Origin of the sequence: Kribbella sp. NPDC048915 (genome assembly GCF_040649595.1) — a bacterium.
GTDB lineage: Bacteria > Actinomycetota > Actinomycetes > Propionibacteriales > Kribbellaceae > Kribbella.
Window position 1 is genome coordinate 47,170 of record NZ_JBEZFT010000031.1, and the last position, 26,359, is coordinate 73,528.

The following is a 26,359-nucleotide window of genomic DNA, read 5'->3' on the forward strand; positions in this document are numbered from 1 at the left end:
TCCGATGACCAATCCAGACGGTACGGCGCCGTCCGCCGAACCCGATGGGGGCCAGCCGCCGCCCGAGCGCGAGGTCGCGCTCGGGCCGGTGGGGCACCTCGGCGACCGGCTGTTCGGCGGGCTCGCCCGCGGATCCGGCGGCCTGGTGGTGCTGATCGTCGCCTTCGTCGGCATCTTCCTGCTGGCGCTGGCAGTTCCCGCGCTGATCGATGACAAGAGCAACTTTCTGTTCTCGCGGATCTGGGAACCGGGCGGCGACGAACCGCGCTTCGGCATCGCCGCGCTCTTCTACACCACGGTGGTCAGCTCGATCATCGCGATGCTGATCGCGGTCCCGATCGCGATCGGCGTCGCGTTGTTCGTCACGTACTACGCCCCGCGCCGGCTGGCCGCGCCGGTCGCGCACGCGGTCGACCTGCTGGCCGCCGTACCGTCGATCGTCTACGGCCTGTGGGGCATCTTGTTCTTCGCCCAGGTACTGCGTCCGGTCATCGACGGACTGTCCGCGGGACTCGGGTGGATCCCGCTGTTCGCGAAGCCGCCGGGCGACAACGTCGGCGTGGTCTTCACCGCGTCGGTGGTGCTGGCGATCATGATCCTGCCGGTGGTCACCGCGATCAGCCGGGAGATCTTCGCGCAGACACCGATCGCGCACCGCGAGGGTGCGCTGGCACTCGGCGCGACGCGCTGGGAGATGATCCGGCTGGCCGTGCTGCCGTACGGACGGTCCGGTGTGGTCAGCGCGTCGATGCTCGGCCTCGGCCGGGCACTCGGTGAGACCGTTGCCGTCCTGATCATCTTGTCGGTTCCCAACGGCAACGATCCGTGGAACCCGTCGATCTTCGCCGGCGGCGAGACGTTCGCGTCGAAGATCGCCAACAACGCGGCAGAGTTCGACTCACCGGAGAAGACCGGCGCGTACATCGCGGCCGGTCTGGTGCTGTTCGTGGTCACGTTCCTGGTGAACTCCGCGGCCCGGATCATCGTCGACCGCAGCGCCCCCGGGGCGAAACGCCCGCGCCGCAACCGCCGCGCCGGAGCCGCCGAAGGAGCATCGGCATGACCACACTCACCGAGAACAAACCGTCGTACGACGGGAAGGTCCTCGACCTGACCGGGAAGTCCGGCGTCCGCGCTGCCAAGAACACGCTGGCGACCGTGTTGATCGCGCTCGCCTTCGCGGTCGCGATGATCCCGCTGCTGTGGATTCTCGCGACCGTGATCAGCAAGGGCTACCATCTGTTGCTGACCGCGGACTGGTGGACCGAGTCGCAGCGCGGCATCACGGTACGACGGGCCGGCGGCGGCGCGTACCACGCGATCATGGGCACGCTGATCATGGCGTTGATCACCGCGGTGATCGCGGTACCGATCGCCGTCCTCGGCGCGGTCTATCTGGTCGAGTACGGCAAGGGGACCCGTGCCGCACGGGTGGTCAGCTTCATGATCGACATCCTCACCGGGGTTCCGTCGATCGTCGCGGCGTTGTTCGTGTACGCGGTCTGGATCACCGTTTTCGGCTTCAATCGCGTGGGTTTCGCGGTGTCGCTGTCGTTGGTGCTGCTGATGCTTCCGGTTGTACTGCGTTCCACCGAGGAGATGCTGAAACTCGTCCCGGACGAGCTGCGCGAGGCGTCGTACGCGCTCGGCGTACCGAAGTGGAAGACGATCCTGAAGGTGGTCGTGCCGACCGCGTTCGGCGGCATCGTCACCGGCGTGATGCTCGGTCTGGCCCGGGTGATGGGTGAGACCGCACCGCTGCTGATCCTGGTCGGCTACTCCAAGAGCATCAACCTGAACCCGTTCGACGGGTTCATGGCGGCGCTGCCGACGATGATCAACCAGGACCGGACCGAACTGGCGTTGCCGAACGCCGCCGATCGCGTCTGGGCTGCTGCGCTCACGCTGATCCTGCTGGTCCTTGCTCTCAACCTGCTGGCCCGGGTGATCGCCCGGTTCAGCGCTGTCAGGTCGAAATAGTCACGAGAGGTTCTGAGTCGATATGGCGAAGCGCATCGAGGTCAGCGGCCTCAACGTCTACTACGGCAGCTTCAAGGCGGTCGAGGACGTGTCGATGACGATCGAGCCGCGGTCGGTGACCGCGTTCATCGGGCCGTCCGGGTGCGGCAAGTCGACGTTCCTGCGGACGTTGAACCGGATGCACGAGGTGATCCCCGGCGCCCGGGTCGAGGGCAAGGTGATGCTGGACCAGCAGGACCTGTACGGGTCCGGCGTCGACCCGGTGGCGGTCCGCCGAGTGGTCGGCATGGTGTTCCAGCGGCCGAACCCGTTCCCGACCATGTCGATCTTCGACAACGTCGCGTCCGGCCTGAAACTGAACGGCGTCAAGGACCGCAAGAAGCTGACCGATGTCGTCGAGCAGTCACTGCGGAGTGCCAACCTGTGGAACGAGGTGAAGGACCGGCTGGACAAGCCCGGCGCCGGCCTGTCCGGTGGCCAGCAGCAACGACTGTGTATCGCACGGGCGATCGCGGTCGAGCCCGAGGTGATCCTGATGGACGAGCCGTGCTCCGCCCTGGACCCGATCTCGACGCTGGCGATCGAGGATCTGATCGAGAAACTCAAGGATCGCTTCACGGTCGTGATCGTCACGCACAACATGCAGCAGGCGGCGCGGGTCTCGGACCAGACCGCGTTCTTCAACCTGGCCGCGACCGGCAAGCCCGGACGGCTGATCGAGATGGCGCCGACCAAGCAGATCTTCTCGAACCCTTCGGAGCAGGCCACCGAGGACTACATCACCGGCCGTTTCGGCTGATCGACCAGGCCGTGCGGCCACGGCAGCCACGGCAGCCACGGCCGCCGCAGCACCGCGGCGGCCGAAAAGCCTCTATACGCAGAGCGTCCGGGCGAAGTTGACCCGGGCAAGCACATCGCCCACCTGATCCGGCGAGCTGACGCCGATGTTGGTGTTGTGCGATCGGTTGCCGTTCTGCACGGTCACCTGGACGAAGCCGGTGGTCTTGCGCTCCTTGACCAGCAGGAACAACAGACCGAGCAGGCATGCCAGGAAGAAGATGATCCCGAGCACGATCGCCCACGACGGGATCTTCTCCTCGGTCCGGGACATGTCCATCGCCGACCAGTTCGCCCCGCTCGTCGGCAGCACACCCGCCGGCGTGACGATCCGGTGCTGCTCGACGGAGATGTCGCCGATCGTCACCAGGACCGGTCCGGCCGGCAGCGCCTGCGCGGCACCGGGCTGGGTCGGCGGGTACTGCTGGAAATTCCCGCCCACGGGCGGCGGGAACGCGGCGGGCGGCGGCGCGTACTGTCCAGGCTGGCCCTGAGGACCGCCGGGCGGCACCTGTGGGGTCGGCAGATTGCGCGCGGAATCGGCACCCGGGCCGTAGGGGTCGGGCGCGGGCGTGGGAGGGGTCTCGGTCACAGCCAGCACCCTAAGGGTTCCAGGACCGGAGTGGGAGCAAGACCACGAACCTGTGGAAAAGATAGTCTGCGCTGATTCCGCAACCTTCTGCGAAGGGAACCACGGTGAGCACACCAACGCCACCCGGCGACGACCAGAACAACCAAGACGGGCCGCAGGGCACGCCTGGCCAGTCCGGCGGCTACGGTCAGCAGCCGGGGTACGGTCAGCAACCGGGGTACGGCCAGCAGCCGGGCCAGCAACCCGGACAACAGCCCGGCCAGCCCGGGTACGGCCAGCAGCCGGGCGAATACCCCGGCCAGCCCGGCCAGTACGGTCAGCAGCCCGGGTACGGTCAGCAGCCGGGCGCGTACGGGCAGCAGCCCGGGGGCTATGGCCAGCAGCCGGGAGCCTATGGCCAGTACGGCGGGATTCCTGCCGCGCCGCCCAGCAACACTCCGAAGGTGCTGTCGATCATCGGCATCGTCTGCTGGTTCTGCTGCTCTCCGGCAGCGATCGTCCTCGGACTGATTGCGCAGAGCAAGTACCGCGAGCAGAACCAGCCCGACACGCTGGCGAAGGTCGCCTGGATTGGCGGTATCGCCTTCCTGGTGCTGGGCATCATCTCCTACACCACCGGGCTCTACCGGCCTGGACAGTAGCGGGCCGGCCGGGCGGTGACCGCACCGCCCGGCCACCTGCTCCGGTCTACCGACGCCTCAGACGAGGTTTCGCAGGACGCCGAAGACCACCAGCAACACGATCACCGCGTTCAGTAACCGATCCGCCGTCCGCGAGCTCAGCTGCAGCCGCGGCAGCTTGACCAGCCGCAAGGACTCGAGGGCCCAGGCAACCACTTGGTAGCCGACGGCAACGCCGACCAGCGGCCCGAGAACGAAGATCACGGGGTTGAAGTGCCACGCCGCGGCCAAGTCGCCGTGCAGCATGGCCGCTGCCATCCTGGTCGACCCGCAGAGCGGGCAGTCCAGACCAGTCGTGGCGTGCAGGATGCACGGGATACCGATCCGCTCGCCGGACAGCGTGTACACGCCGGCCAGAGCGAATCCGCCGACGCCGACGGCCGTCAGCCCCCAGACACGACGGTCGAGCGGCTGGACCGGACCGGTGGGGCGGAGTACGACGCTCTGCGAGATCGACACGAGACAACGGTAACTCTCGCCAGGTGGGATCCGCAGGTCGTCCTGATCCGTCCGACCACTAGCCTGCACCAAACCCCTCATTGACACAGCAAGAAAGGATCGTCGTGAGCACTCCGACGCCACCACCGGGTTACGGCCCGCAGAACCCCCAGCAGCCGGTTCAGCCCGGTCAGCCGGGGCAGTACGGGCAGCAGCCCGGGTACGGCGCCCAGCCGCAGCCTGGTTACGGGCAGCAGCCCGGATACGGTCAGCAGCCTGGTTACGGTCAACAGCCCGGCTACGGCCAGCCCGGTAACGGTCAGCAGCCGGGGTACGGGCAGCCTGGCGCGTACGGCCAGCAGCCGGGGTACCCGCAGCCAGGCCAGTACGGCCAGCAGCCGGGATACCCGCAACAGTACGGCCAGAACGGCGCGCAGGGCGGCGAACTGGCGTCCTGGCCGCTCCGGGTCGGGGGCTACTTCATCGACGGTGTCATCTGCGGCATCCCGGCCAGCCTCGGCAACGCCCTGACGCAGAACGACGAGAACGTCCCGCTGCTGATCATCGGGCTGATCCTGTCGCTGGTCAGTATCGGCCTGTTCGTCTACAACCGGTGGATCCAGCAGGCCAAGACCGGCCAGACCTGGGGCAAGAAGATCGTCAACATCAAGCTCGTCGGCGCCGACACCGGCCAACCGCTGGGCGTCGGGAAGACGATCGTGCGCGACCTCACGCACATCCTGGACTTCCTCTCGTGCTACATCGGCTTCCTGTGGCCGCTGTGGGACGCGAAGAAGCAGACCTTCGCGGACAAGATCAACAACACCTACGTCGTCAAGGTCTGACGGCGGCCTGGTCGTTCTCCGAGCGCCGTGGCCGCATCCGGCCGCGGCGCTCGGTGCGTTCCCGAGGTTCGCGATACTCGGGCCAGGCAATCAGGAAGGATCCCTCGTGACTACCCCTCCCTCCGGGCCCCACGGGCCGCAGTACGGGCCGCAGCACGGGCCGCAGTACGGGCCGCAGTACGGGCAGCCGATCTACACACCGCCGCCCGGCTACGGCTATGGCTACGGCGGGCAACTCGCGCCGCTGGCGAGCTGGGGTGCGCGGGTCGGCGCCTCGCTCGTCGACGCGTTGGTGAGCGGCATCCCGGCGATGATCGGGTACGCCGTGTTCATCGCGAACGCCCTCTCGCGGTCCGGCAACACGTACCCCGACGACGAACCGGAGCCGTGGGCGATCCTCGCCTTCGTCCTCGGTTTTCTGATCACGCTCGCGCTGGGCCTGTGGAACCGCGTGTTCCGCCAGGGCCGCACCGGGCAGAGTGTGGGCAAGTCGGTGCTCAAGATCCGCCTGGTCGACATGCAGACCGCACAGCCGATCGGCGCCGGACGCGCGTTCCTGCGTGATTTCGTCGCCGGCGTATTCAACAACGCCTGCTTTCTGAACGTGCTGTGGCCGCTGTGGGACGAGCAGCACCAGACCTGGCACGACAAGGTGATCAACACGTACGTCGTGAAGGACGTCGGCGCTGCTGCGTGATGGTCAGCGTGATTTCAGCAGGCCGGCACATGTCACGGCCCACAGCACGCTGGTGAACGTCCCGATGATGAAGCGCTCCGCGACGGCCTGCGGAGTGACCGAGGCGGGCTGATCAGGACTACGGAGTTCCGGATACCTGGCCAGCCCCTTGATCGCCAGCACCACAGCGATCCCCTCCGGCCAGCCCGACACCAGGGCCGCGTAGATCGCCATCCGCTCCAGGGCGCCGATCAGCGCGCCACCACGCAGTACCTCACCGGCCTTCTGCGTCGACTGGGCGCGTGTGCTGCCCTTGTCGGCCAGGGCCATCACAGAGGTCGTCAGCGGCCCGCCACCCGACACGGCCAGCGCTCCGGCCACCAGGAGCAGCACGTTCCACCAGCGCTCGGCCCAGTCGGCCACGCCGTCTCCTACGAGCAGCAGGACGCCGACGGTGCCCAGACAGGCCAGCATGGCGGCGCTGATGACGATCTGGAGGGTGGAGCCCGATTTCGGGATCCAGGCCAGCACGGCGAGGACCAGTGCGACGGCGGCCAGTGACAGGACGAGTGCCGTCACGCAGCAACTCCCCCGGCGAGCAGTTCCGCGGCCAGAACCCGTCCGCGCTGCTCTTCGGTGACTCCCGCGGCCTGCGCGCGTTGTGTCACCGCAGACTGGCTGATCCCCAGTTTCACGCCGATCTCCCGTCTCGTCAGTCCCTCGGCCAGCAGGTCGGCCACGGCCCAGCCGCGCTCGCTGCGGCGGCGCAGTACGGACGCCATCAGCCACAGCACGGTCTCGGCCTGCTCCGCGCTGCGCTTGTCCGCACCGATCACGTTCAGATGGTGCGGGCTGAACTTCGCCCGAGTGACCGCCTCCCGCGCGAAGACGAACGCCTCGCCGCTCCCGGCGCGGGTGCTGCGCGGCAACGGCTCGGTGACCGTACCGACGCCGAGCCCGATGTACCAGCTGTCGGACCGCAGCAGTTCGACGATCACGTCGACGACCGGCCGCGGCTCGGAGAGCACGCCCTGGACCTCGTCGCCGGCGGTCCGCTCGAACTTGCGCAGCAGCCCGGGCCGCCGCGGCCGGCGGTTCAGGGAATTCAGTAGCTCGGGTACGAGATCGCTCGTGCTTCGGCTGCCCCGCTGATCTACCGTGAGAACGAAGACCATCGCCCTGTACCTCCTTCCGGACGCCTTAAGGCTACAGTCTTATTCACACTCAGTGAAGGCCACAACCTGAAGCGGTTCAGCCGATCACTCCCCGTATCCGGCCCGGAGGAGTGCTCCGCCGGGCCGGACGGGACACGGACTCAGTCCGTGATCGGCAGGTACAGCTTCTGGTCGGCGGACTTGAAGGTCTCCGACATCTCCGTGAAGCCGGCTTCGATCGCCTCGGCGGAGGTCAGGCCGCGCTCCTCGGCGTACGCGCGGATGTCGGCGGTGATCCGCATCGAGCAGAACTTCGGCCCGCACATCGAGCAGAAGTGCGCGGTCTTGGCGGGCTCGGCCGGCAGCGTCTGGTCATGGAAGGACCGGGCCGTGTCCGGATCCAGCGAGAGGTTGAACTGGTCCTCCCAGCGGAACTCGAACCGTGCCTTCGACAACGCGTCGTCCCAGGCCTGCGCGCCCGGGTGGCCCTTCGCCAGATCCGCGGCGTGGGCGGCGATCTTGTACGTGATCACGCCCGTCTTCACGTCGTCGCGGTCCGGCAGGCCGAGATGTTCCTTCGGCGTGACGTAGCACAGCATCGCCGTACCCAGCCAGCCGATCTGGGCCGCGCCGATCGCGGACGTGATGTGGTCGTACGCCGGTGCCACATCGGTTGCCAACGGCCCCAAGGTGTAGAACGGCGCCTCGCCGCACAGCTCCTCCTCGAGCCGGACGTTCTCCGCGATCTTGTGCATCGGTACGTGGCCGGGACCCTCGATCATCACCTGGACGTCGTGTTCCCAGGCGACCTTGGTCAGTTCGCCCAGGGTCCGCAGCTCGGCGAACTGCGCCTCGTCGTTGGCGTCGGCAATGGATCCGGGCCGCAGGCCGTCGCCCAGTGAGAACGTCACGTCGTACTCGCGGAGGATCTCGCACAGCTCGGCGAAATGCGTGTACAGGAAGGACTCCTGGTGGTGCGCCAGGCACCACGCGGCCATGATCGACCCACCGCGCGAGACGATCCCGGTGACCCGTCGCGCGGTCAGCGGTACGTACCGCAGCAGGACGCCCGCGTGCACGGTCATGTAGTCCACGCCCTGCTCGCACTGCTCGATCACGGTGTCGCGGTACACCTCCCACGACAGCGCGGCCGGATCGCCCTTCACCTTCTCCAGCGCCTGGTACAGCGGTACCGTCCCGATCGGCACCGGCGAGTTCCGCAGGATCCACTCCCGCGTCTCGTGGATGTTCTTCCCGGTGGACAGGTCCATCACCGTGTCGGCGCCCCAGCGGGTCGCCCAGACGAGCTTCTCGACCTCTTCCTCGATCGAGCTGGTGACGGCGGAGTTGCCGATGTTCGCGTTCACCTTCACCAGGAACTTCTTGCCGATGATCATCGGCTCGCTCTCCGGGTGGTTGCGGTTCGCCGGGATCACGGCCCGGCCGCGCGCCACCTCGGCCCGGACGAACTCCGGATCGAGTCCCTCCCGCTCGGCGACGTACCTCATTTCCTCGGTGATCACGCCGGCCCGGGCGTACCCGAGCTGGGTCCGCGGCTCCCGCCCGGCGATCCACTCGCGCCGCAGCGCGGGCAGACCGGCCTGGACGTCGATCTCCGCGGCCGCGTCGGTGTACGGACCCGACGTGTCGTAGAGGTCGAAGTGCTCGCCGTTGGTCAGCTGCACGCGGCGTGCCGGTACCCGCAGCTCACCGCGATAGATCTTCTCCGAGCCCGAGATCGGGCCCGTGGTGACGGCCGGACGGATCGTACTGACATTCGTCATGTTGCTGCTCCCTACGCCGGAATTACCCGGACAGGTTCGGCGGTCGGCGGCGCCGGCGAACCAGTGTCGATGCACTGGGCCAGCCGCCCTCTCAGCCCACTTCGGCGCGAGCTCCCGCGATCTCCAGTTGTCACCCGACACCCTAGACGAACCTGTAACGTCTAGGGATGCGCGACCTCGTCTATCCGCCGGTCATCGCCTTCGCGAAGACCGCCTTCACGGTGCTGGACCTCAAGATCCGCCGCACCGGGACCGAGCATGTCCCGCGCACCGGCGGTGCGCTGATCGCGATCAACCACATCAGCTACGTGGACTTCATCCTGGCCGGGTACGGCGCCCTGCCCGCGAAGCGGTTGACCCGGTTCATGGCCAAGGAGGTGCTGTTCCGCAACCGCGTCTCCGGGCCGCTGATGCGCGGCATGCATCACATCCCGGTGGATCGGGAGGCCGGCGCCGCGTCGTACCAGCAGGCGATCCGGTACCTGGCCGACGGGGAACTGGTCGGCGTGTTCCCGGAGGCGACGATCAGCCGGCCGTTCGAGCTCAAGGAGTTCAAGACCGGCACGGTCCGGATGGCGGCGGAGGCCGGCGTACCGGTGCTGCCGATGATCCTGTGGGGCACGCAGCGGATGTTCACCAAGGACCACCCGCGCGATTTCACCCGGCACCGGCCGATCTCGATCAGCATCGGCGCGCCGCTGACGGTGACCCGCGACGACGACCCGGCCGAGGCAACGGCGCGACTGCGGTCCACGATGGCCGGGATGCTCGACGAGGCGATCCGCGGGTACCCGGAGCAACCGGCCGGCGCGTGGTGGCTGCCGGCGGCGTACGGCGGCAGCGCGCCGACCCCGGCCGCGGCCGAGCGACTGGACCGCGAGGAAATGGTCCAGCGCGCCGAACGGCGGAAGTCGACGGGCGGAACGGCTTGACCCTGAGGGTGCGGGGACGGTACTAAGGCACTCGTTGACGAAGCAGGAACCTGGGGGGTCCCTGTGCAACGGGTCCGCTCCGGCGGCCCGTGGACACGAACGGGCAGGGAAGGTTTTGTTCGATACACCGGAAGAGCTGCATCTGTTCGACCCGGGGGCGCTGACACCGGCCCCGCACGTGGCCGAGCACATCCCGGATGCCGGCGCGTTCTTCGTCGACTGGGCGACCCGGGGGCTGCCGGAGGACCGGGCCCGCGAAATCGAGTCCGCGGTCAACGGGCGCCGGAACCAGAACGGGTGGTTCCCGCTCGAGACGCTGGACAGCATCGGTCGGAAGGGTTTCTGGCGCGGACCGCTGACCTATCTGGCCCGGATGACGGCCGACGACCCGCGCATCCTGCAGGAATGGGCCACGGACGGCCTCGACGACGGCCGGGTGGAACGGATCGAGGCGACCGTCGACCACCTGCTGCACCAACAAGGCCACGCGGCCGCCGCCACCTGGGCGGTCGCGGTGCGGCCGCGCTCGTACCTGGACGCGGAGGTCCTCGGTGACCGTCTGCTGGCTGCCTGGGAGTACAACCTGGGCTCGATCCGCTCCAAGGATGTGGCGAAGGCCGTCCGCCGCTGGAACCGCTGAGGCCTACTCGAGGACGAGGTGGGCGAGGCCGTAGACCCCGGCCGCGACCACACCGGCGGCGGGGATGGTCAGCACCCACGCCATCACGATGCCCTTGGCGACCCCCCAGCGGACCGCGGACAGCCGCTTGGTGGCGCCGGAGCCCATCACCGCGGACGTGATCGTGTGGGTGGTCGAGACGGGCGCGTGCAGCCCGATGGCCATCACGTACAGCACACCGGCGGCAATCGCCTCGGACGCGAACCCGCGGGCCGGGTCCAGGTGGATGATCCGCCGGCCGAGGGTACGCATGATCCGCCAGCCGCCGGAGTACGTCCCGAGCGAGATCGCCGTCGCGGCGCTCAGCTTGACCCAGATCGGGATGCCGTCGTCCGGGCTCACGTGGCCGGTGGTGAGCAGCGCCAGGAAGATCACGCCCATCGTCTTCTGGGCGTCCTGCAGACCGTGCCCGAGCGCCATCGCGGCCGCCGACAGCGACTGCGCCAGCCGGAAGCCGCGGGTGGTCCGGCCGGGGTTGCTGTTGCGGAAGATCCACAGGATCGCGGTCATCAGCAGGAACGCGCCGAGGAACCCGATCGCGGGCGACAGCACCATCGGGATGACGACCTTGTCGAGGATCCCCGACCAGAGCACCGTGCTGGCCGACGCGAGGCCCGCGCCGACCAGGCCGCCGATCAGCGCGTGCGACGACGAGCTGGGCAGGCCGAAGTACCAGGTGATCAGGTTCCAGGTGATGGCGCCGACCAGCGCGGCCAGCACGATCACCAGGCCGTGCTGCCCGGTGGGCGCGCTGATGATGCCCTTGCCGACGGTGTCGGCCACCTCGGTACCGAGGAAGGCGCCGAGGAAGTTCATCACCGCCGCCATCAGCAGCGCGATCCGCGGCGTCAGCGCCCGCGTCGACACCGAGGTCGCGATCGCGTTGGCGGCGTCGTGGAAGCCGTTGGTGTAGTCGAAGATCAGCGCGATGACGACGACCGCGACGACGAGCGCGAGCTCCACGCTCAGCTCTCCTTGACCGCGATCTGCTCGACCGTGTTGGCGACGTGCTCGAAGGCGTCGATCGCGGCCTCCAGCAGGTCGACCACGGTCTTCAGCTTCATCACCGTCAGGGCTTCGAACTCACCGCTGAACAGCTTGGCGATCAGCCGCCGGTGGACCGCGTCACCGGTGTTCTCCAGCCGGTTGATCTCGATCCAGTACTCGGCCAGATCCTTCATGGTGCGCAGCCGGGGCATCGTCTCGGCGGTCAGCTGGGCGGCGCGCTGGAGGACCTCGATCTGCTCGGCGATCTCCTCCGGCAGCTTCTCCAGGTTGAAGAGGTGGATGGTGTCCACCGCCTCCTCCATGAAGTCCATGACGTCGTCGAGGTCGGACGCCAACCGGTAGATGTCCTCCCGGTCGAACGGGGTGACGAAGGTCGAGTTCACCCGGCGAATGATCGAGTGGGTGGTCTCGTCGGCCGCGTGTTCGGCGTCCTTCATCTGGGCGGCGATCTGATGGCTCGCGGAGAGCCCGGACCCCGCCGTACTGCCGAGCAACTCGGCCAGGATCCTGGATCCTTCCACCAGATGGTTGGCGGACTCGGTGAAAAGGTCGTAGAACGTCGGGTCGTTCGGACGCAGACGTAACGGCACTTCAAGCTCCGGATGAACGAGGGACAAACCGTGAACATGCTAGGGGGAACGGACCGTTGACCTTGCATCCGCCAGGTCAACGTACCGCGTCGGGATGAACTTCGCCGCGAGGCGCCGCACGATTGGTGACCGATCGGTTTCAGCGGGTGATCACGGCGTACAGGTCGAAGAGCCCGACGACGAGCACCAGACCGGCCGCGACGCGCAGTACGCCGTGCCGCGCCAAGGTGTGCACGGCGGCCCCGCCGGCCCGCCGGTAAACGGCGCTCACGGCGGCCCAGCAGCCCAAAGCGAGCACGAGAACGACGATTCCGAGACCGGTCCGGACGTCGGACGAACCGTGGCCGGAGGCAAGCAGCAGGACGCCGTTGGCGATCAGTCCGAGGGCGGTCCGCCGCCAGGCCAGCAGGGTTCGCTCGGGTTGTAGTCCCGGATCGGGTGTGCTCATTCCCACATTCGCCTGATTCGTCAGATTCGTCTGATCTGGACCGGTTCCGGCGTCAACGCCAGAGCGAGAACAGCAGGCCGATCAGGCCGACCACCGCGATCGTTGCCCCCAGCACCAACGGTAGCTTCGTCACCGGGAGTGGCCCGCCGCGACGCATAGCGATCAGATTGAGCTGCCAACGCCGGAAAGCGCCTGCCGTCGTGGCGATCCCGGCGGCCACCAGGATCACACCGATGATCCGCGCCACCAGGCGGTCGGGGCCGAGGTCGAGGAACTGTACCGCGGACAGCCCGCCCGCGTAGCAGGCGAGCGATGTCCGCAGATAGGCCAGATACGTACGTTCGTTGGCGAGCGTGAAGCGGTAGTCCGGCTCCTGCTCGGTCTCGCTCATCAGCAACTCACCAGTCCCTGGTCCTGCTTCAGGGTCAGCACGCGGCGGACGCTGCTCGTCAGTTGCGCGGCGAACTTCGGGTTCTGCTCGGCCTCGGTCACCAGCGCATCGACCATCGTGGCGGTCAGCCCGGGCTTGGCGTTGATGACGATGTCGCCGCCGGCCGCGACGAAGCGGGTCGCACGGTCACCGACCGGCACCGAGGCCACTTCCGCGGCCGCGCCCACGTCGTCGGTGATCACGACGCCGCGCCAGCCCAGATCGCCCCGGACCATGCCCTGAATGACCGTGGGCGAGAACACGGCGCGGTTCTTCGGGTCGATCTTGGTGTACGTCGCGGTCGAGATCATCACCATCGACGTGCCGGCCTCGACGCCCGCCGCGAACGGCTGCAGGTCGGCGTCGCCGCGGACCGTGACGTTGTCGACGACCCCCGCCGAGAAGTCGGTGTTGCCGCGAACCCGCCCGAGTCCGGGGAAGTGCTTCACCGAGGTCGCGATCCCGGCCTTGTTCATGCCTTGGACGAAGGCGCGCACGCCGCGGGCGGCTTCCGCGGGCGTATTGCCGTACTCGCGGTCGAGCTGGCCGATCGGCGCATTGCTCGACTTGAGCGAGTTCGGTACGACGTCGGCGACCGGCGCGAGGTCGACGTTGACGCCGGCCTGCTTCAGCTGACGGCCCCACTGCTGCGCCTGCGCGGTCAGCTTGGAACTCGACCAGCCGCTTTGGACCGTGGCCGCGGGGATGCGGTCGAAGCCTGAGCCTTTGAGGCGCTGGATCTGGCCGCCCTCCTGGTCGGCGGCAATGAACGGGCGGATGCCCTTCACCGTCCCCGCCGAGGTCACCTCCGCGGTCGCGGTCCGGGTGTTCGCGAGGCCGCCGCTGCTGCCGAGCAGGACGACGCTGCCGGACTTCTGCTGCTGTACGACGACACGCTGGGCGGACGTCATACCGCTGGCGTTGATGCCGGTCATGATCAGCTGGGCGGCCTGTTCCCGCAGCGTGAGAGTCTTGAGCTTCTGGTCGACGCAGCTCGCCGTACGGGTCGCAGTGGGCTTGGTGGTCGGCGGTGCCGGCGGTGGCGTGGTGGCCGGCTGCGTGCTCTGGGGAGGCGTGGTCGTCGGTCGGCTGGGTGTGGTCGGTTCCGCGGTCGTGGGGACGGTGGACGACGGCGCGGTACTCGGGCCCGCGGTCGGGGCGCTGCTGTCGGCGCAGCCGGCGACGACCAGGACAGTCAGCGCGATCAGCGCGACCGGGGACCTCATCTCAGTTCCGCTCCCAGGCCGCGCGGTCGACCGTGTCCCCCGAGTGGCGAGCGAGCGTCGCGCACACGTCGTACAGGTTCTCGACCTGCTCGGGCGTGAGCGCGTCGAAGATCGCCCGGCGGACTTCCTCGACATGACCGGGGGCGGTGTCGACCAGCTTCTGCCGGCCGAGGTCGGTGAGGATCGCGACCTGACCGCGACGGTCGGACTCGATGCCCTCGCGTTTCACCCAGCCGTTCTGCTCGAGCCGGTTGACCGCATGCGAGAGGCGGCTCCGCGAGCCCTGGGTGGCGACTGCCAGTTCACTCATCCGCAACCGGTTGTCCGGCGCCTCGGACAGTCGGACAAGGATCTCGTAGTACGTGTGCGGGATTCCGGCGTCGCGCTGCAACTGCTGCTCGATCCGGCTGCTCACCACGCGTTGCGCCGCGATGTACGCGCGCCAGGCGTGACTTTCCTGCTCGTTCAGCCACCGAGGTTCCACCATCCCCGCAGAGTACTTGCTGACCGAGCCGGATCAGCAGTACCGCGGCCGCGCACACCAGCATGCCCACGACGGCGAGCCCACCGATCGTCTCGTGGAACAGCAGGAACGCGAACACCATCGTGGTCGGCGGCACCAGGTACAGCAGCGAACTGATCCGTGTTGCGCCGGAAAGCTTCAGGTTGACCAGGTACAGCCCCCAGCCGCCACCCGTCGCCAGCAGCACCAGCCAGAGGACGGCGCCGTAGAAGCCCGGTTCGCGCGGTACCGACAGCTGTTGCGTCGCCGCAGCGAAGGCGGTGAAGAGGAACGCCGACACGAGACTCTGCACTGCGAGTGCGTCCAGTGAGGTGAGCGACGGCTTCCGGTAGCGATCCAGGCAGGTGCCCGCGACCATGCCGAGCAGACCGCCGAACGGCACCAGGAAGAGCAGGAGCGACCCGTGACCGGCGCCGATGTCGTCGGCCACGACCAGCGCGACGCCGCCGACGCCGATGACCAGGCCCAGCCACTGGCGTGGGCTCACCCGCTCGCCGAGCAGCGGTCCGGCGACGGTCGCGATCAGGATCGGTTGCAGCGAGCCGATGAGAGCGGTGACCCCGGCGCTGATGCCGTGCTCGATTCCGGTGAAGATCAGCCCCAGATAGACGAACTGGGTGAGGACCGCGATCCAGAGTTGGGTGATCAGGTCGCGGCGCGAGATCCGCGGCCTGCGGATCGCCAGCACCACGGCCGAGATCGCCCCGGCGAGCAGGAAGCGCCAAGCCAGCAGGTCGAATGCGTTGGTGTACTCCGTCCCCCAGCGCGCGCCGATGAAGCCGCAACTCCAGAACACGACGAATCCGGTGCCGACGGCCAGCGTCACGGCCTTGCGTTTGGTCATGACATCGACAGTAACCACACCGGTCGGTATACTGTCAGTATGCTCGACCAGCAGGTGAGACTGATCGTCGACCGGCGGGTGCCGCCGGCTCCCCGGCTGACCCCGGCCGGGGAGCGGATCCTGGCGGCCGCGTCGACGTTGTTCTACGAGCAGGGGATCCGGACCGTCGGCGTCGACGCGATCGCCGCGGCCGCGGACGTGACGAAGAAGACGTTGTACGACCGGTTCGGATCGAAGGACCGGCTGATCGCGGCGTACCTCGAGCGGCGGGACCGGGCCTGGCACGCGTTCCTGGACGAGCAATTGGCGCAGCGGCAGCCGGCCACGCCCGAGGAGGTGATCCTCGCGCTGTTCGCCGCGCTGACGGACTGGTTGGCGGGCTCGCGCAACGGGTGCGGGTTCATCAACGCGAGCGTCGAGCTGGCCGCGCCGGACCATCCGGCGATGCCGGTGATCGTCGGGCAGAAGCGGTGGATGCGCGCGGAGTTCGAGGCCCAGGCCAAGGCGGCCGGGTTCGCAGCGACCGGCGAGCTGGCCGATCGGCTGTTGCTGCTCCACGAAGGTGCACTGGTCAGCTACCGGGTGGCCGCGATGACCACGGCTCCGGAGGTCGCGGCCCGGGCGGCCGCCGATCTGCTGGCCGGCTGGCCGCGGGTCTGATCGCTACGTCCGGCTGCGTCGCGTGATCGTGAGACCGACGAGGCGCGAGACCACCATCGCGACGTACCCGAGGCCGGCGAGCTGCTCGAGCATGACCACCGAGCGACCCCAGGACGTGACCGGAATGATGTCGCTCAGACCGGTACTGGACAGTGTGGTGAAGCTGAGGAACAGCAACTCGGTCCAGGTCCGCTGGTTGTCCGCGGCAACGGCCGCGGTGAAGCTGCCGGGGACGAGGACCTGGACGAACCCGTACAGATAGGCGAATCCCCAGGCCACCACGGTGAAGGTGGCGCCGGTCGCGAACAGTTCGTCGACGGTGACTTCGTGGTCGGACAGCATGTATCGGAGCAGGCTGTACGCCGTGTAGAAGTAGAACGCCGCGTGCAACACGCCCGAGATCGCCTCGACCGGATCGGTCGGATTGAACGCGTCGACCAACGACAGCGTCACCGCCGGAACGCCGAGGCAGATGCTGACCCAGGTGAGCCCCGGCGTCGCACGCACCGAGAACACGGCGAGCACGAGCACGAAGATGCCGAGGATCTCGAACGCGACGCGGCCGGAGCGTGACCCCTCCATCGCCGGGTAGACGACCACGCCGAGCAACTGGACGAGGAGCAGGACCGCGGACGGATTCCGCCGTGCGTAGCTCACGACGCCCATCAGGACTCCTCGCGGGACGCGATGATCGCGGCCCGGCGGGCCAGCCGGTGGCTGCGGCGGATTTCAGCTTCGCGCAACCGCCGCCGATCCTCGTCGGTCTCGGGTACGACCTGCGGAACGGTGCGCGGCTTCCCCGCTTCGTCGACCGCCACGAACACCAGGTACGCCGACGCGACGTGAACCTCTGGACCGACCGAGTCCCACCGATCGGCGGTGATCCGTACCCCGACCTCCATCGAACTGCGCCCGGTCCAGTTGACCTGACCGCTGAAGTGCACGACGTCGCCGACGCGTACCGGGACGAGGAACACCATTTCGTCCATCGACGCCGTGACCGCCGGGCCGCCGGAGTGCCGCGCCGCGACCACCCCTGCGACCGAGTCGGCCAGCGTCATGATCACGCCGCCGTGCACGGTGCCGAGCAGGTTCGTCTCGTTCTGCGCGGTGATGTGCGACAGCGACAACCGCGTCTCCGAGGTCGGCCGCGACTGCGGGCTGGTGGTCATGCACGCTCCTTCAACTGTCCGCCTGATCTGCGGCAGCGTATCCCGCCCGCTCGTCCACGGCTGTTGTCCACAGGTGCGGATTCGCGTGTTCCGCGGCGAGTCGATCCTCGTACCTTCTCTGCCGACTAGGAGGTCCGACAATGCCCACCGAAACCACCGAATGTGCCGAGAGCAATGACTTCTCGACCAGCCCGCTGCCGCCGTTGTCGAGCAGACAGGCGGATCGGCTCGTGCACCTTGCGCTGCGTACCGCGGCCGAGCTCGGGCTGTCCGTCTGTTACCGAGGCGGCCCCGCGCTGGTGCCCGCCGACCCGTCCGCCGCCACGCCGGTCCTCGGGCTCAGCAACCTGGCCAGGATCTTGTCCCACTTCGACGAGAACGACTGGCAGTTGGTGATCCAGCAGCATTTCGAGCAGATTCTCGAGCAACTCCGGCAAGGCCAACCGGCCCCGCCGGCCGACCCCGAACGTGAGCTCATCCAACGACTGGTCCCCCGCGACGCGCTGCCGCCGGAGTGGACAGCGGACCGTCCCGACTTCCTGCCCGGTCTGATCTCCGTACCGTCCGCCGAGGCAGGCGGCATCGTGACCATGTATCTCCAGCCCGCTGACCTGGGCCTCGCCTGGCCCGACGCAGAACGCTTCGGCCTCGCCAATCTCCGACGCCTCCGGGACGACGTGGAGTACGTCGAACACGACGACGTACGCCTCGCCGTCGTGACCGGAACACCCTTCGCGGCATCACGCGCACTGGTGCTCGACACCGTGCTCCGTGAGTCTCTGGGCGTGGAGCAGGCGCCACATGGGCTGCTTGCCGCGGTCCCGGCCCGGGACACGCTGCTGCTGCACGTGATCGAGGATCTGACGGTCATCCCAGCGCTCGGGCTGTTGTTGAACGTCGCCGCGCGCTGCCACTCCCGCGAGCCGGGACCGCTGTCCTCGGACGTCTACCTGGTGACGCCCGACCTCACTTGGCATCCCGCCACGACCGTGCTCCCCGACCACACGCCGCTCCGACTTTCCCCCGAGCTCGAGAGCCTCACCAAACTCCTCGCCACCCGGGAGTGACCGATGCTCTGGGCAACTACTGCTGCGTACTCGCCGGAGGTGTGAAATGACCAGGCCAGTCGGCGAAGCGGATCCTCGAGATCGAGCGGACCTCGCCGATCGTCGACCACTCGTCCTTGCCGAGCCGAGCGAGCGGCCGCAGACGCTGGATGTCAGGATGATCGCCGTCCAGCACCGCGGGGTCGATCGCGAGGTTCCGGACCTGTCCGATGACCAGCGTGCAGTCGCCGAGCGGGAGGGTGGTGTGCAGCGTGCACTCCAGCGCCACGGGAGACTCGGCGACCCGCGGTACGGCGACCGTCCGGGACGGTTCCGCGGTCACACCGATCGCCTCGAACTCGGAGATCTCCGGCGGGAAGTTCGTGGCCGACGCGTTGATCTGCTCGTAGCGGCTCTCGGCGGCGAAGTTCACCACGAACTCGCCGGTCGCCTCGACGTTGTTCAAGCTGTCCTTGCGACCTACCGACGTGAACTGCACCATCGGCGGCTGCACCGATGCCACGGTGAAGAACGAGTGCGGCGCCAAGTTCAGCACCCCGTCCGCCGACCGGCTGGACACCCACGCAATCGGCCGCGGCACCACCACCGAGTTCAGCAGCGCATAGAACGCCCGCCGCCCGGCCGCCTCCGGATCCACATCAACACGCACACCCGCAGTACATCAAACCCACTGGCACCACCGGCCGCTGGATGGTCGAATCGACCCCGGCCTGTTCACCGACGAGAGGCTATAACGTGACTGCCCATTCCGACGTCCTGAGCCAGGCTGCCGCTGTAGCGCGGAGGCATGGTGTTGCGCCCGACGATGTCGAGGAGGTTGCAGGTGGCGTGGCCAACCAGGCGTTCGTCCTCGGTGAGTGCCTCTTCCTCCGAATCGCCCGTCCTGGGTACGAGTCCAACCTCTCCAGAGAAGTTCACGTCGTGCCCGCGGCCCGCTCCGTCGGCGTCCGCACACCGCCTGTCGTCGACTACGACACCACCGACGCGCTGATCGGCGCGCCCTACATCGTGACCGAACGCATCCACGGCACCGAACCCACCGACATCCCTGCCGACCTCGCCGAGCAACTTGCGCTCCTCCACCAGCTCCAACTGAAACCTTCTGCAGCCAGTGACTACACCGCGGCCGACCTGGCCGCCCTGGGCGCGCCGCCCGTGGACGATTGGGGTGATCCGTGGCGCACCATCGACGACCTCGCCGACCGCGGCTATGTCGACCTGGCCACCGCCGACTGGCTGACCGCGTGGTTCCACCGGCTCGCCGACCGGTTCGACCGAGGCCGGCCGAAGGTCCTGATCCACGGAGACGTTGCCGCCCACAACCTTCTCGTCAACTCCGACGGCGAGCTGGAAGCGCTGATCGACTGGGGCGACACGGCCTGGGCTCCACGCGCCATGGACTTCGCCAAACTCCCCCTCACGCAGGTAGCCCGTCTCCTCCCCGACTACATCCGCCACGCCAAGTCCCCAGAGATCCCGCTGGGTAGTGCCGGCGAGTCCGAGACAGAGCTGGCCGCCGCCACCCTCTGGTTCCATCTGTCATGGGCCCTCGCCAGACTGCCTGCTCCGCCCTGGCCCGACCAACGCCACTGGACCGCCCCCACCGCCAGCCGCCTTCTGAACATCGTCCACTTCTTCACCACCAACCCACCCCCACCGTGGTCCACGCTGACCTAGCCAGGAGGGCAAGGGCTCGTGCGACAGTTGGTACGAGTTCTGGACCGCCGGCGGCGTGCCCGGTACGCCTGCATGACACCACGCTGGTGAGCATCGAGCCGCGCCTCCTTGACCGAAGGCTCATCGTCCAACTGGGGCGGCCAGGGACAAGCGGGCGGTCGTCGGCGACTGGGTGGTCCGGGACGGGGCCAGCGCACGTTGGTGATCGGGTTCCGCACACGCGGGACCACGGTGCGACCTGGGCATGAACACCACCAGGTCGGCGAACTGGGGTTCCGGACGCGCTGGCGCACGGTGGTGACGGGGCGTGGCGTTGAGTGACGACGACTAACAGGCTGAACTACCTCAGCAGCGCCGGGAGAACGCGGAGCTGTCGATGGCGCGTGAGGTGCGCAGCGTTCAGCGGCCCTCTGGGGCCGAAGGACGCGAGCCCACAACGCCTTGCGGATCGTCATCGAGCGCCGGATATGACCAGCACCGGTTCTGGCAGGTAGCGGCGTGCCGCGCTGTCCCTGCGTGCGCCCGTCGCCCCGCCGGACGACGGCCCCCGCCGGAGACGCTGGTCGGGCCGGGCAGCAACGCGGGCGCGCGGGCTGGCCGGTAGCCGTAGCCGCAGGCACGCCGCCGCGGCGGTTGTCGTTCCGCATGAACTTCATCGCCGCTGACAGGGCCCAGCATGGGCGTCCCGCACGCGCTGGCTGATCGGCACCGCAGCTCGGGCTCGCAGCCGGGTCGCAGCCTGGGTTGAGGAGTACAAACCACGAACTCCGTCACTCCGCGCTCCGCGTGCGTTCCCCCATCGCCTACGGACTCGCCACGGGTGATCGCGGTCGGCCCTGACCCCGGACTCGGAACGAGTTCGTCAGCCGACCAGCGAGAGCCGCCGAGCAAACAATCAACCTCAAGTCTCCGCGGTTGCAGGGTTGCGGGCTTCACCCGTGGCCGTAGCCGGCGGGTTCAAGTGGTCGGTGGAGTCTTGGGCCTGCGCGGGAGGGGGTGGGTACCCCGGTGGTCGACGAGGAACCGGAACCCGTGCGGGCTGGACCATTCGATCCCGCCGCCGGGCAGGCGCCGATTCCGCCATCCGCCGAAGGTTTTGGCGCGGTGGTGGAGCCGTCCTTGCGGGATGAGGTTGTCGACACTGGTCTGCCCAGGCGCCCCGGTCTGGTCCGCGCGCCCGGCGTCCCCGACATGCCCGGTGTCCCCGAGTTGCCCGGCGCGATCCGACCCCGCCGCGCGATCCGACCCCGCCGCGGGATCCGACCCCGCCGTGGGATCCGACCCCGCGGTGCGCTCCGGCTCCGCAGTGCGGCCGGGACGCTCGAGGCGGTCGGAGCGATTCGGCCTTGCGGTGCGGTTGGGGTGTGGGGGTCGGACGGATTCGCCGGTACGGGCCGGCGGGCGTGTCGAAGCGCGCACCGGCCGCGCCGGTGCCGCCAGCCTGGGCAATGGACGCGCCGGGGCCACAGGGCGCACGGGGCCGTCCGGGCGCTCCGGGCTCGCCGGGTGCTCCGGGCTCGCCGGGTGCTCCGGGCTCGCCGGGTGCTCCGGGTGCTCCGGGGTCGTGGTTGGCGGTGGGGCTGGTGGGCAGACGGGTGCCTTGGGTGCGGGCGGTGGTGGCGGTGCCATTGCGGCTGGTGTGGTGTCGGGTGGTCGGCGCGGGGTGTTCGCGTGGTCGTACGGGACGATGTGGTCCTGATCCATCCGCACAGTGGCCTCGGCGCCGCTGAACGGGAACATGTCCACCGGATGCCGCAACCGGACCCGTTCCCGGATCCGGTCCGGAATCTCGTAGCTGTGCACGCTGACCTGGTCGTGCAGGTCGATCACCGGCTTGACCACGAAATGGTCGTGACCGAGCAACTCGGTCAACTGAGTGGCAAGTTGCGGTCCGAGTTCCTCGACGCGCAGCACCCCGGTGCCGGTGGCCAGGGTGTGGTCGGTCAGATGCACATACACGGTGTGCCGGGCCCGCGAACGTGTGCCGGCGCCGAGGCCGGTGCGGTGCGCGTCGCGTTTGATCGCGGCCAGTCGGGCGGCAAGGGTGGCGGCCATGCCGCGCCGGGTGAACGCATCCTCGTCCACCGCGACGCCCTGATCCGCGCCGTGATCCGCGCCGTGATCCGCGCCGTGAGCCGCGCCGTGAGCCGCGCCGTGAGCCGCGCTGTGAGTCGCGCCGGCTTCCGCGTCGTCGTCGGCGTCCCAATCGATGCCCCAGTCGGAGCGGCCAGGCTCCTGGGGTGTGGGCTGGGTGGTGGCGAAGGCGTCGTCGAGCGGGGGCTGCCACAGAGTGTCGGTGGGCGTGGGTTCCCAGCCGTGGGTGTCCATCAGGTGCGCCTCTTCGAGGCGGGCGTGTTCCTCATCGAACGGCTCGGCGATGGCGCGCGTGCCGCCCGCGCCGGACACACCGCACGTGCTCGACGCTCCGCCCGTGCTCGACGCGCCGCCCGTGCTCGACGCTCCGCCCGTGCTCGACGCGCCGCCCGTACTGGACGCGCTGGACGCGCTCGGCGACGTGGCTTCCGCGGCCGGGGCGGCTCCCAGGGCAGTCCCCGGGTCGGCTCCCGGGTCAGTTCCCGGGTCAGTTCCCGGGTCGGCTCCGGTGTCGTTGCCTGCGCCAGCACCGCCAGCACCGGCGGCACCGGCGGTGCCTGCGGTGCCTGCGGTGCCTGCGGTGCCTGCGGTGCCTGCGGTGCCTGTGGGAGTGTGGGTGTCTGTGGGGGTGTGGGCGTCGCTCGCGGTGGGGTTTGCGGCGGCTTGGGTGGTGGCCAGGTGGCGGGCGACCTCGATCAACTGGTGCGCGGCAGCCGGGTCGGCGATCCAGTCGATCGCCTTCGCACGGCGCTGGTTCAGCGAGTCGGTGTCACCCAGCGCCTTCAGGGCTCGGGCGAGGTCGTCGATGGTGGCGTCGAAGCGGATCACCGCGCCGGCGGCGGCGCGGACCCAGATCCGTTTGGTGCCGTCCTCGTCGGACTGCGACACGAACACCCCGCGGGTTTTCGCCGCGGCCTCGGCGGCTGCCTGGGCTTTGGCCGGGTCGGCTTGTGCGATCGCGGCGGTGACGAGCTTCTTCAACGACCACGGTGTGATGGTGTTGATCCGGCCCACGACCCGCCGGTCCACGATCTCGGCGGCCTCCATCGACAGGCTCAGGCAGGCGTGGGCGATCTTGCGGGCCCGCCACGCGATCGCGTCCCCGCCCAGCACCGCGGCCCACACGTGCGGCAGCCGGTGCCGCAACGCGAGCGCTTCGCCGATCAAGGAGGACGCGGCACCACTGGAGATGCCGAGCACGGCGCCCAGCTCGAGCACCGCGAACTCCGCCACCCCCGGACAGCCCTCACCGCCGTACACCTTCAACCGCTCGTTACCCGGCACCGGCAGTTCACCGGCTTCCTGCCACGCGACCACCGAGTTGCGGTCGGCGAACGCCAGCGCCGCGCGCAGGATCCCGACCTCGGCCTGCTCCCGGACCTGGGCGAACTCGGCCGCCGCGGCCAGCAGGTCCGCGGTGTCGAGCTCATCCAGATCACAGTCGAACATGTGTTCTAGTGTAGGTCGCGGGATGGTCACACGCAAACCCATTCGGTAACACGATCCCTTATATACAAGGAGATTCCTCCCCGTGCCCTTCTTCGTGTAACCACACAGACTCGACGCGGGAAAACTTGCGGCAAGCAAGCCCCTGCAACTGCTGACGGCGCCTGGTCGTGTGTTGGTGGTGGTCGACCAGCCGGCCTCGATCGGCGCACTCGCGGTCACCGTCGCCTGCGACCTGGACATCGACGTGGCTAGGCCTTGTCCTGCGGATCGTTGCGGAGCCAGACGATGATGGCGGTGATGGTGAGTTCGGCGCGGTAGTAGGCGGCGCGTTCGGCGTAGCGGGTGGCGAGATTTCGGAACTGTTTGAGCCGGTTGAAGCAGCGTTCGACGGTGTTGCGCTGCGTGTAGCTGTCGGCGTCGAAGGCCGGTGGCCGGCCGCCGTGTGATCCCTTGGTGGCGCGGTAGGCGATCTGGTCGCTGCGTTCGGGGCAGGTGAACCGGATGCCTTTGATGCGGAGGGCTTTCCGGGTCGAGGGGTGGGAGTAGGCCTTGTCGGCGCGCACTTCTTCGGGCCGGGTGCGTGGCCGGCCGGGTCCGGCCCGGCGGATGCTGATGCCGTTCAGCAGCGGCAGCAGTTGCGGGTTGTGGCCGGCCTGCCCGGCAGTGAGGATCGTGCGCATCGGCAGCCCTCGCCCGTCCACGGCGAGGTGGATCTTGCTGCTCAGCCCGCCACGGGACCGGCCGATCGCTTCGCCGTCGACTGCGAGTGCTTCGACCCATTCGGTGGTGCATCCCCCTTTTTCCGGGCGCCAGCGGCATGCTGGTGCGCCCGGACCACGCTGGAGTCCACCGACACGATCCACTCGACCTGTCCGACCGAGTCGTCCTTGACGATCGCCTCGTCGAGGATCCGGTCCCAGGTGCTGTCCGCGGTCCACCTCCGAAGCCGTTCATGGGCGGTCTTCCACGGCCCGTACCGATCCGGCAGATCACGCCAGGGAGCCCCGGTCCGCAACTTCCACAAGATCGCGTTGATCACCTGACGGTGATCCCGCCAACGACCACCACGCCCGCCTGTCGGCGGGAGCAACGGCGCGATCCGGTCCCAGGCACGATCTGTCAGCTCTCCACGACCAACCACACCAGCATCATCCGTAACACCACCCCAACCGATCCGCAGGACACACGCCCTAGTCACGCTGAGGAGGCTGCCTGCTTAGAGTGCGCGGGTGCTTCGCTGGTAGCCGCTCACCTCGCGCAGGTGTGAATCGCCTTGTAAATAAGGACTGTTGGGCCCGGAGCTGACTTGTGTGTGATCGTCTCGTGACCTACACTAGAACACATGTTCGAATCGGATCTGGATGAGCTCGACACCGCGGACCTGCTGTCCGCGGCGGCCGAGTACGCCCAGATCCGTGAACAGGCCGAGGTCGGCATCCTGCGCGCGGCGTTGGCTTTCGCCGACCGGAACGCGGTCCTCGATTGGCAGGAGGCCGGTGAGTTGCCGCTGCCGGGTCGCGAGCGGTTGCGGGTGTACGGGGGTGAGGGGTGTCCTGGGGTGGCGGAGTTCGCGGTGCTCGAGCTGGGTGCGGTGCTGGGGATGTCGAGTGTTGCCGCGTCCTATCTGCTCGGCGAGGCCCTTGCCCTGCGGCATCGGTTGCCGCGGGTGTGGGCGGCGGTGCTGGGTGGGGACGCGGTCGTGTGGCGGGCCCGTAAGATCGCCCATGCCTGTCTGGGCCTGTCCCTGGAGGCGGCCGAGATCGTGGACCGGCGTGTCGCGGGCCGTATCAACACCATCACGCCGGGTGCGTTGAAGAAACTCGTCGCTGCCGCGATCGCACAAGCTGACCCGGCTCGGGCTCAGGCTGACGCGGAGGCGGCGGCGAAGGCGCGTGGGGTGTATGTGTCGCAGTCCGATGAGGCCGGCACGAAGCGCATCTGGGTGCGGGCCGCGGCGGGTGCGGTGATCCGGTTCGACGCCACCATCGATGATCTGGCTCGGGCGTTGAAGGCTTTGGGTGACACCGACTCGCTGAACCAGCGCCGCGCGAAAGCCATCGACTGGATCGCCGACCCCGCCGCCGCCCACCAACTGATCGAAGTCGCCCGCCACCTCGCCACCACCGCTACCGGCACCCCAAACACGACAGATGCCCCAGACACGACAGCCCCGACGGGTGGCCCGGACCCGACCCGTACGCCGGAGGCGACGGGTTCGCCGGACACGACGCCTGCGCGGGATGCGGCGGGTACGCCGGGCACGGCTTCCCCCGATGTGACGGGTACGCCGGACCTGCCGGACGCGCAAGCTACACCCGACGCGGGCGGTACGCCGGACGCAGACGCTGCGGAGCACCCGGCCGCCGCGACGGACCCCGCCGCGAACAACGCCCACACCCACCCAGGCACCAGCACTCCCTCAGATGCCGCCCGCGCTGCCACAGGCAACGCCACCGCAGCCTCCCCGGGGACCGACACGGGAGCCGACACCGGAGCCGACACTGGAGCCGACACTGGAGCCGACACCGGAGCCGCCCCGGGGACCGACACGGGGACCGACACGGGGACCGGCAC

Annotated in this window: 28 protein-coding genes, 2 pseudogenes and 1 riboswitch; of the genes and pseudogenes, 13 read left to right on the forward strand and 17 right to left on the reverse strand. The window is 68.8% G+C overall.

Going from position 1 to position 26,359, the window contains the following annotated elements:
* Positions 1 to 4: 4 nt before the first annotated feature.
* The 3 genes from pstC to pstB are packed head-to-tail and all read left to right on the forward strand — an operon-like array spanning position 5 to position 2,779.
* A complete protein-coding gene (pstC, locus tag AB0B82_RS18060; protein WP_360169104.1) occupies positions 5 to 1,063 on the forward strand; it encodes a phosphate ABC transporter permease subunit PstC in 1,059 nt (352 codons plus the stop codon).
* On the forward strand, positions 1,060 to 1,980 hold the full coding sequence (gene pstA / locus AB0B82_RS18065) for a phosphate ABC transporter permease PstA (protein ID WP_360169107.1): 921 nt from the start codon (positions 1,060 to 1,062) through the stop codon (positions 1,978 to 1,980). Before pstC ends, pstA begins: the two co-directional genes overlap by 4 nt.
* Before the next feature lie 22 nt (positions 1,981 to 2,002).
* Positions 2,003 to 2,779 carry a phosphate ABC transporter ATP-binding protein PstB gene (gene pstB / locus AB0B82_RS18070; protein WP_360169110.1) on the forward strand — a complete coding sequence of 259 codons (777 nt, stop codon included), beginning with the start codon at positions 2,003 to 2,005 and terminating at the stop codon, positions 2,777 to 2,779.
* Positions 2,780 to 2,851: 72 nt separating this feature from the next.
* On the opposite strand, the gene AB0B82_RS18075 is transcribed toward pstB, so the two are convergent.
* Positions 2,852 to 3,409: a hypothetical protein gene (locus AB0B82_RS18075; RefSeq protein ID WP_360169113.1), complete on the reverse strand. Its 558-nt coding sequence runs from the start codon at positions 3,407 to 3,409 to the stop codon at positions 2,852 to 2,854.
* Between the two features lie 104 nt (positions 3,410 to 3,513).
* Here AB0B82_RS18075 and AB0B82_RS18080 point away from each other — a divergent pair, with 104 nt between their 5' ends.
* The gene (locus AB0B82_RS18080) at positions 3,514 to 4,050 is read left to right on the forward strand and encodes a DUF4190 domain-containing protein (RefSeq protein ID WP_360169116.1); all 537 of its coding nucleotides are present in this window, start codon (positions 3,514 to 3,516) and stop codon (positions 4,048 to 4,050) included.
* A 57-nt stretch (positions 4,051 to 4,107) separates the two neighbouring features.
* Here AB0B82_RS18080 and AB0B82_RS18085 read toward each other — a convergent pair whose 3' ends face one another.
* Positions 4,108 to 4,548, reverse strand: a complete 441-nt coding sequence (locus tag AB0B82_RS18085; protein ID WP_360169119.1) for a DUF2752 domain-containing protein — start codon at positions 4,546 to 4,548, stop codon at positions 4,108 to 4,110.
* Positions 4,549 to 4,652: 104 nt separating this feature from the next.
* Between AB0B82_RS18085 and AB0B82_RS18090 the strand changes: the two genes are divergently transcribed.
* Both AB0B82_RS18090 and AB0B82_RS18095 read left to right on the forward strand, forming a co-directional pair.
* Positions 4,653 to 5,372, forward strand: a complete 720-nt coding sequence (locus tag AB0B82_RS18090) for an RDD family protein (RefSeq protein WP_360169122.1) — start codon at positions 4,653 to 4,655, stop codon at positions 5,370 to 5,372.
* Positions 5,373 to 5,478: 106 nt separating this feature from the next.
* Positions 5,479 to 6,069, forward strand: coding sequence for an RDD family protein (locus AB0B82_RS18095; RefSeq protein WP_360169125.1), 591 nt, complete (start codon positions 5,479 to 5,481; stop codon positions 6,067 to 6,069).
* Positions 6,070 to 6,072: 3 nt separating this feature from the next.
* On the opposite strand, the gene AB0B82_RS18100 is transcribed toward AB0B82_RS18095, so the two are convergent.
* The 3 genes from AB0B82_RS18100 to thiC all read right to left on the reverse strand — a co-directional run bounded on the left by AB0B82_RS18100 (position 6,073) and on the right by thiC (position 8,986).
* Positions 6,073 to 6,627, reverse strand: a complete 555-nt coding sequence (locus tag AB0B82_RS18100) for a hypothetical protein (RefSeq protein ID WP_360169128.1) — start codon at positions 6,625 to 6,627, stop codon at positions 6,073 to 6,075.
* Positions 6,624 to 7,223, reverse strand: a complete 600-nt coding sequence (locus AB0B82_RS18105; RefSeq protein WP_360169131.1) for a transposase — start codon at positions 7,221 to 7,223, stop codon at positions 6,624 to 6,626. Before AB0B82_RS18105 ends, AB0B82_RS18100 begins: the two co-directional genes overlap by 4 nt.
* Positions 7,224 to 7,363: 140 nt before the next feature.
* Entirely contained in the window at positions 7,364 to 8,986 is a 1,623-nt protein-coding gene (gene thiC / locus AB0B82_RS18110; RefSeq protein ID WP_360169134.1) for a phosphomethylpyrimidine synthase ThiC, read from the reverse strand.
* Positions 8,977 to 9,114, reverse strand: a riboswitch (TPP riboswitch). Its footprint overlaps the gene before it by 10 nt.
* Before the next feature lie 39 nt (positions 9,115 to 9,153).
* Here thiC and AB0B82_RS18115 point away from each other — a divergent pair.
* Both AB0B82_RS18115 and AB0B82_RS18120 read left to right on the forward strand, forming a co-directional pair.
* Positions 9,154 to 9,918, forward strand: coding sequence for a lysophospholipid acyltransferase family protein (locus tag AB0B82_RS18115; RefSeq protein ID WP_360169137.1), 765 nt, complete (start codon positions 9,154 to 9,156; stop codon positions 9,916 to 9,918).
* Between the two features lie 115 nt (positions 9,919 to 10,033).
* Positions 10,034 to 10,558, forward strand: a complete 525-nt coding sequence (locus AB0B82_RS18120; protein WP_360169140.1) for a hypothetical protein — start codon at positions 10,034 to 10,036, stop codon at positions 10,556 to 10,558.
* Between the two features lie 3 nt (positions 10,559 to 10,561).
* Here the strand turns inward: AB0B82_RS18120 and AB0B82_RS18125 are convergent, their stop codons facing one another.
* The 7 genes from AB0B82_RS18125 to AB0B82_RS18155 form a co-directional block, all read right to left on the reverse strand.
* Positions 10,562 to 11,560: an inorganic phosphate transporter gene (locus tag AB0B82_RS18125; RefSeq protein WP_360169143.1), complete on the reverse strand. Its 999-nt coding sequence runs from the start codon at positions 11,558 to 11,560 to the stop codon at positions 10,562 to 10,564.
* A gap of 2 nt (positions 11,561 to 11,562) precedes the next feature.
* A complete protein-coding gene (locus AB0B82_RS18130; RefSeq protein ID WP_360169146.1) occupies positions 11,563 to 12,195 on the reverse strand; it encodes a DUF47 family protein in 633 nt (210 codons plus the stop codon).
* 139 nt (positions 12,196 to 12,334) lie between these two features.
* Positions 12,335 to 12,643 carry a DUF202 domain-containing protein gene (locus tag AB0B82_RS18135; protein WP_360169149.1) on the reverse strand — a complete coding sequence of 103 codons (309 nt, stop codon included), beginning with the start codon at positions 12,641 to 12,643 and terminating at the stop codon, positions 12,335 to 12,337.
* A 52-nt stretch (positions 12,644 to 12,695) separates the two neighbouring features.
* Positions 12,696 to 13,034 (reverse strand): DUF202 domain-containing protein, encoded by a 339-nt coding sequence (locus AB0B82_RS18140; protein WP_360169152.1) that lies wholly within the window; start codon positions 13,032 to 13,034, stop codon positions 12,696 to 12,698.
* Complete coding sequence (locus AB0B82_RS18145; protein ID WP_360169155.1) at positions 13,034 to 14,299, reverse strand: glycoside hydrolase family 3 N-terminal domain-containing protein; 1,266 nt, start codon at positions 14,297 to 14,299, stop codon at positions 13,034 to 13,036. The genes AB0B82_RS18140 and AB0B82_RS18145 overlap by 1 nt, the downstream gene beginning before the upstream one ends.
* 1 nt (position 14,300) lies before the next feature.
* Complete coding sequence (locus AB0B82_RS18150) at positions 14,301 to 14,717, reverse strand: MarR family transcriptional regulator (protein WP_360169158.1); 417 nt, start codon at positions 14,715 to 14,717, stop codon at positions 14,301 to 14,303.
* Positions 14,602 to 15,666, reverse strand: coding sequence for a DMT family transporter (locus AB0B82_RS18155; RefSeq protein WP_360169161.1), 1,065 nt, complete (start codon positions 15,664 to 15,666; stop codon positions 14,602 to 14,604). The genes AB0B82_RS18150 and AB0B82_RS18155 overlap by 116 nt, the downstream gene beginning before the upstream one ends.
* Before the next feature lie 39 nt (positions 15,667 to 15,705).
* On the opposite strand from AB0B82_RS18155, the gene AB0B82_RS18160 reads away from it, so the two are divergent.
* Positions 15,706 to 16,326, forward strand: coding sequence for a TetR/AcrR family transcriptional regulator (locus tag AB0B82_RS18160; protein WP_360169164.1), 621 nt, complete (start codon positions 15,706 to 15,708; stop codon positions 16,324 to 16,326).
* A gap of 3 nt (positions 16,327 to 16,329) precedes the next feature.
* Here the strand turns inward: AB0B82_RS18160 and AB0B82_RS18165 are convergent, their stop codons facing one another.
* Together AB0B82_RS18165 and AB0B82_RS18170 are read right to left on the reverse strand one after the other, a co-directional pair.
* Positions 16,330 to 16,992 (reverse strand): potassium channel family protein, encoded by a 663-nt coding sequence (locus tag AB0B82_RS18165; protein ID WP_360169167.1) that lies wholly within the window; start codon positions 16,990 to 16,992, stop codon positions 16,330 to 16,332.
* Complete coding sequence (locus tag AB0B82_RS18170) at positions 16,992 to 17,498, reverse strand: acyl-CoA thioesterase (protein WP_360169170.1); 507 nt, start codon at positions 17,496 to 17,498, stop codon at positions 16,992 to 16,994. The genes AB0B82_RS18165 and AB0B82_RS18170 overlap by 1 nt, the downstream gene beginning before the upstream one ends.
* A 140-nt stretch (positions 17,499 to 17,638) precedes the next feature.
* Between AB0B82_RS18170 and AB0B82_RS18175 the strand changes: the two genes are divergently transcribed.
* Positions 17,639 to 18,565 carry a hypothetical protein gene (locus tag AB0B82_RS18175; RefSeq protein ID WP_360169173.1) on the forward strand — a complete coding sequence of 309 codons (927 nt, stop codon included), beginning with the start codon at positions 17,639 to 17,641 and terminating at the stop codon, positions 18,563 to 18,565.
* 16 nt (positions 18,566 to 18,581) lie between these two features.
* Here AB0B82_RS18175 and AB0B82_RS18180 read toward each other — a convergent pair whose 3' ends face one another.
* Complete coding sequence (locus AB0B82_RS18180; RefSeq protein WP_360169176.1) at positions 18,582 to 19,214, reverse strand: flavin reductase family protein; 633 nt, start codon at positions 19,212 to 19,214, stop codon at positions 18,582 to 18,584.
* A 41-nt stretch (positions 19,215 to 19,255) separates the two neighbouring features.
* On the opposite strand from AB0B82_RS18180, the gene AB0B82_RS18185 reads away from it, so the two are divergent.
* Positions 19,256 to 20,242: an aminoglycoside phosphotransferase family protein gene (locus AB0B82_RS18185; protein WP_360169179.1), complete on the forward strand. Its 987-nt coding sequence runs from the start codon at positions 19,256 to 19,258 to the stop codon at positions 20,240 to 20,242.
* A gap of 957 nt (positions 20,243 to 21,199) precedes the next feature.
* On the opposite strand, the gene AB0B82_RS18190 is transcribed toward AB0B82_RS18185, so the two are convergent.
* On the reverse strand, positions 21,200 to 23,827 hold the full coding sequence (locus AB0B82_RS18190; RefSeq protein WP_360169182.1) for a hypothetical protein: 2,628 nt from the start codon (positions 23,825 to 23,827) through the stop codon (positions 21,200 to 21,202).
* A 103-nt stretch (positions 23,828 to 23,930) separates the two neighbouring features.
* Between AB0B82_RS18190 and AB0B82_RS18195 the strand changes: the two are divergent.
* Positions 23,931 to 24,060, forward strand: a pseudogene (locus tag AB0B82_RS18195) (IS110 family transposase); the annotation flags it as partial.
* Here AB0B82_RS18195 and AB0B82_RS18200 read toward each other — a convergent pair.
* Positions 24,058 to 24,926: pseudogene (locus AB0B82_RS18200) on the reverse strand (IS5 family transposase); the annotation flags it as partial. The pseudogenes AB0B82_RS18195 and AB0B82_RS18200 overlap by 3 nt on opposite strands.
* A gap of 201 nt (positions 24,927 to 25,127) precedes the next feature.
* Here AB0B82_RS18200 and AB0B82_RS18205 point away from each other — a divergent pair.
* Positions 25,128 to 26,359, forward strand: a 1,232-nt coding sequence (locus AB0B82_RS18205) for a DUF222 domain-containing protein (protein WP_360169185.1), incomplete at its 3' end; no start/stop codon positions are given.

Bases quoted from the DNA above. Each gene is read 5' to 3' on its own strand.
- AB0B82_RS18185 (WP_360169179.1), top strand. From the start codon at position 19,256: ATGGTCGAATCGACCCCGGCCTGTTCACCGACGAGAGGCTATAACGTG.
- AB0B82_RS18115 (WP_360169137.1), top strand. From the start codon at position 9,154: ATGCGCGACCTCGTCTATCCGCCGGTCATCGCCTTCGCGAAGACCGCC.
- AB0B82_RS18140 (WP_360169152.1), bottom strand. From the start codon at position 13,034: ATGAGCGAGACCGAGCAGGAGCCGGACTACCGCTTCACGCTCGCCAAC.
- AB0B82_RS18190 (WP_360169182.1), bottom strand. From the start codon at position 23,827: ATGGGTTTGCGTGTGACCATCCCGCGACCTACACTAGAACACATGTTC.
- pstC (WP_360169104.1), top strand. From the start codon at position 5: ATGACCAATCCAGACGGTACGGCGCCGTCCGCCGAACCCGATGGGGGC.
- pstB (WP_360169110.1), top strand. From the start codon at position 2,003: ATGGCGAAGCGCATCGAGGTCAGCGGCCTCAACGTCTACTACGGCAGC.
- AB0B82_RS18175 (WP_360169173.1), top strand. From the start codon at position 17,639: ATGCCCACCGAAACCACCGAATGTGCCGAGAGCAATGACTTCTCGACC.
- thiC (WP_360169134.1), bottom strand. From the start codon at position 8,986: ATGACGAATGTCAGTACGATCCGTCCGGCCGTCACCACGGGCCCGATC.
- AB0B82_RS18160 (WP_360169164.1), top strand. From the start codon at position 15,706: ATGCTCGACCAGCAGGTGAGACTGATCGTCGACCGGCGGGTGCCGCCG.
- AB0B82_RS18135 (WP_360169149.1), bottom strand. From the start codon at position 12,643: ATGAGCACACCCGATCCGGGACTACAACCCGAGCGAACCCTGCTGGCC.
- AB0B82_RS18155 (WP_360169161.1), bottom strand. From the start codon at position 15,666: ATGACCAAACGCAAGGCCGTGACGCTGGCCGTCGGCACCGGATTCGTC.
- AB0B82_RS18165 (WP_360169167.1), bottom strand. From the start codon at position 16,992: ATGGGCGTCGTGAGCTACGCACGGCGGAATCCGTCCGCGGTCCTGCTC.
- pstA (WP_360169107.1), top strand. From the start codon at position 1,060: ATGACCACACTCACCGAGAACAAACCGTCGTACGACGGGAAGGTCCTC.
- AB0B82_RS18105 (WP_360169131.1), bottom strand. From the start codon at position 7,223: ATGGTCTTCGTTCTCACGGTAGATCAGCGGGGCAGCCGAAGCACGAGC.
- AB0B82_RS18170 (WP_360169170.1), bottom strand. From the start codon at position 17,498: ATGACCACCAGCCCGCAGTCGCGGCCGACCTCGGAGACGCGGTTGTCG.
- AB0B82_RS18145 (WP_360169155.1), bottom strand. From the start codon at position 14,299: ATGAGGTCCCCGGTCGCGCTGATCGCGCTGACTGTCCTGGTCGTCGCC.